The sequence below is a fragment of the Candidatus Venteria ishoeyi genome (genome assembly GCF_030378065.1).
GTDB classification, from domain to species: Bacteria; Pseudomonadota; Gammaproteobacteria; order Beggiatoales; family Beggiatoaceae; genus Venteria; species Venteria ishoeyi.
In genome coordinates this window covers 1-3,877 of sequence record NZ_JAUCGJ010000097.1, presented here as the reverse complement: position 1 = coordinate 3,877, position 3,877 = coordinate 1, and the positions used below count along the sequence as shown (strand labels likewise).

The following is a 3,877-nucleotide window of genomic DNA, read 5'->3' as shown; positions in this document are numbered from 1 at the left end:
GATTATTAGGCGGTATTGTATATATCAATATTATTATTAATTTAATATTTATAGTTGAATTCATTTGCTCAAACAAAATTATTAATACTGAATAAATCATTTACACCAAATATCATTAAGATTAATTTTAATTATTTATATTAACAACACCATCCCTACCATCCCTACCATCCCTATCATCCCTATCATCCCTATCATCCCTATCATCCCTATCATCCTTATTGTTCTTATTAATTAACAAAAAGAAAGCAACAATATGTGCTAGCAAAGCATAAAAAATCAATTAAACTACGGGGATAAAATATATTGCGGTGGATTTGTACGCTGGCGTACATCCTGAAAATACCAAAGAAGCTCTTGCTTAAACTTAGAAACTTTATGACACCATCAACTTACCCCCTCATTGAACATTACTATGATGTCGTTATTGTCGGCGCAGGTGGCGCGGGTCTGCGTGCCGCGCTGGGCATGGCAGAAAAAAATCTGAAAACCGCCTGTATCAGCAAGGTTTTCCCCACCCGCAGCCACACGGTTGCTGCGCAAGGCGGCATCAGCGCATCACTGGGCAATATGGGAGAGGACGACTGGCGCTGGCATATGTATGACACGGTGAAGGGCGGCGACTGGCTGGGCGATCAGGATGCCATTGAATACATGTGCCGGGCAGCACCAGCCGCGATTATTGAACTGGAACATTACGGCGTACCCTTCTCGCGCACGGAAGACGGGCGTATTTATCAACGCGCTTTTGGCGGCATGACCACGCATTACGGCAAAGGCCGCGCCCAGCGTACCTGTGCTGCCGCTGACCGCACCGGACACGCCATCTTACACACCCTGTATCAACAGGCGCTGAAACACTCGGCAGAATTTTTTATTGAATATTTTGTGCTGGATTTGATTATGGATGCCGATGGCACTTGTCGCGGCGTGCTGGCGCTGGACATGGCTAATGGTCAGCTACATTTGTTTCGCGCCCATCGCACCGTATTGGCAACCGGCGGTTATGGTCGTACCTTCCTTTCCTGCACTTCCGCGCACACCTGCACGGGCGATGGTAACGGCATGATACTGCGTGCCGGACTGCCTTTGCAGGATATGGAATTTATCCAGTTTCACCCCACTGGCATTTATGGTTCAGGCTGCTTAATCACTGAAGGCGTGCGCGGTGAAGGGGGCTATCTCACTAATTCAGAAGGTGAGCGTTTTATGGCAAATTACGCACCTAACGCCAAAGACCTGGCTTCGCGTGATGTTGTCAGTCGGGCGATTACCGTGGAAATCAACGAAGGCCGTGGCGTGGGTGAGAAGAAAGATCATATACACCTGCATCTGGAACACCTGGACAGTGAGATTATTGATGAACGCCTGCCCGGTATTGCAGAATCAGCCAAAATTTTTGCCGGTGTGGATGTCAATTGTGAACCCATACCCGTACTGCCCACCGTGCATTACAATATGGGCGGCATCCCCACCAATTATCATGCGGAAGTGGTCACGCGCAAGGGCAATGACCCGGAATCCATCGTACCCGGCTTAATGGCAATCGGTGAAGCGGCCTGCGTATCCGTGCATGGTGCTAACCGTCTGGGTTCTAACTCGCTGCTGGATATTATCGTATTTGGACGCGCTGCCGCCCTGCGCTGCGCCGAGCAAATCACACCGCAGACAGCACATCCAAAGTTAGCTGTAGATGCCTGTGATGTTGCCCTTGAGCGTTTTGATAAGCTGCGTTATGCCAAGGGCGACACACCCACCTCTAAAATTCGCGATGATTTACAACGCACCATGCAGCAACATGCTGCTGTATTTCGTAGTGGCGATAATTTGCGCGCAGGCATCAAAGGCATACAGGAAGTTTACGAAAGTTTTACCGATGTACAGGTGGTTGATCGCTCATTAATCTGGAATTCTGATTTAATTGAAACCCTGGAACTGGATAATTTGCGTGGGCAGGCGGCAACCGTTATTAATGCCGCTGAAAATCGCACTGAAAGCCGTGGCGCTCATGCCAGAGAAGATTACCCGGAACGGGATGATAAAAACTGGATGAAACACAGCCTGATTTGGCTGGATAATGAAACCGGGCAAACTCACATTGATTACCGCCCGGTACATAATTACACTTTAAGTGATGACATTGAAGTGATTCCGCCTAAAGCGCGGGTTTATTAAGAAATCAAGTTTTTTATAGACAAAAACTTAGTCGTAACAATAAACTTTCCAGCAATCCGCTGGCCTGTTACCTGCCCAGCTCACGCCTGAACTCGGGCACAACGGAAACCCCGGTAGGCGTCGCGGTAGTCTGGCGACCCGGCGTTACGGCACGCGGCGCGCACGCCACGCGCGCCGCCGAACCAGGAGCCGCCGCGGATCACACGCGAGTCACCGTCAGCAGGCCCCTTGGGGTCGGTTTGCGCCTCAGCAAGATAGCTGTCACTCCAATAGTCCTCACACCATTCCCACACGTTGCCGAGCATATCGTACAACCCCAAGGAATTCGGCTGTTTCAAAGCTACCGGGTGGGTTCCGGCCTGCTTGTGCTCGTACTGCTTTTCTTTCCAGTCGGAACTGTCATAACCGTTTTCCAACTCAAAATCCACACCGCTGTTGCCACCGTACCAGGCAATCTTGTCCAATAGCGGCGCGTTGCCCTCACCCAGAATTTTCAGGTCACCGGCATAGGTGGCGGTTTTGATGCCGGCGCGGCAGGCGTGTTCCCATTGGGCTTCACTGGGCAGGCAAAGTTCAAGGCCGGGCAGGCCATCGTTTAGTTTCTTGATAAATTCCTGGGCATCGTTCCAACTGACGTTTTCTACCGGGCGTTGCGGGCTTTGGAAACGGCTGGGGTTCTCTCCCATCACCGCTTGCCATAAAGCTTGGGTCACGGGAGTGTCGAACAGCCAGAAGCCTTGAGTGAGGGTCACTTGATGTTGAATTTCCCAGTCATAGCGCCCCTGCTCGGACTCCGGCGACCCCATAAGAAACTCCCCTGGCGGAATCCAGCGCAAAAGCTGGCTGATGCCGTCGAACTCGAACGCCACCCAGCCGCCGTACTCGTCTTGGCCCCAGGCATCAGCCCAGGCGGGGGGGATTCCATTGCTAAGGGGATGAGACATTATCTACCTTTCAGCCCCACAGGGGCGTATTAATATAGCCAGGGGCAACGTCCCTGGGAGTGGATGAATATATGTAAAGCCCCAACGGGGCGCATTAAAATCCCGAAATAACATGACTAATCCCAAACATAACGCTCATCAAATGTCACATCATATTTTTTCAACAACACTCGGTATTCATCTTCAAACGACAGGGTTTGATGGTGTTGTTTTTGATTGTGGATATATGCGGTCAATGCCTGGATATTGGAAGCACCGATGGAAAATGCACCATAACCTGTTTGCCAGGTAAAATCTGAGAATTCACTACCTTTCGTTTTTACCCATTTGGATGTTCCTTTCTTCACCTGTTCCAATAAATGCGCCACGCTTACTGTCCGCTCCAACCGACACAAGCTATGGACATGATTTGTCGTACCGTTGATGATGAGTGCCGGACAAGATTCATTGCGATAGATTTCCGCCATGTAAGCATATAATTCCGTCTCAATGGCTGGCAAAATTAAATCTGTACGGTTTTTGGTGCTGAATACGATATGGAGCAAAATATTGGATAAAGATTGAGGCATTGTTGATGCTCTATTAAATCGCCCCTTCAGGGCGTGAATGGCACGGATACAATTCCAGGGGTGTTTATTTTCCATGCACAAGGTTAAAACCTTCGCCTTTCAGGCGAACAGATTTATCTCTAATGTTTAACGGTAAAACTTAAAATATGGGTTTTAGCGCTAACACCCCAAAGGGGTATTTTAATATAG

Annotated in this window: 3 protein-coding genes; 1 reads left to right on the top strand and 2 read right to left on the bottom strand. The window is 49.2% G+C overall.

Annotation, left to right across the window (positions count from 1 at the left end; all coding sequences use genetic code 11):
• Window positions 1-378 precede the first annotated feature (378 nt).
• On the top strand, window positions 379-2,175 hold the full coding sequence (sdhA, locus tag QUF61_RS17990; RefSeq protein WP_289682933.1) for a succinate dehydrogenase flavoprotein subunit: 1,797 nt from the start codon (window positions 379-381) through the stop codon (window positions 2,173-2,175).
• Window positions 2,176-2,255: 80 nt separating this feature from the next.
• Here sdhA and QUF61_RS17985 read toward each other — a convergent pair whose 3' ends face one another.
• Both QUF61_RS17985 and tnpA read right to left on the bottom strand, forming a co-directional pair.
• Window positions 2,256-3,119 (bottom strand): formylglycine-generating enzyme family protein, encoded by an 864-nt coding sequence (locus QUF61_RS17985; protein WP_289682932.1) that lies wholly within the window; start codon window positions 3,117-3,119, stop codon window positions 2,256-2,258.
• 116 nt (window positions 3,120-3,235) lie between these two features.
• The gene (tnpA, locus tag QUF61_RS17980) at window positions 3,236-3,688 is read right to left on the bottom strand and encodes an IS200/IS605 family transposase (RefSeq protein WP_289682931.1); all 453 of its coding nucleotides are present in this window, start codon (window positions 3,686-3,688) and stop codon (window positions 3,236-3,238) included.
• Window positions 3,689-3,877 lie beyond the last annotated feature (189 nt).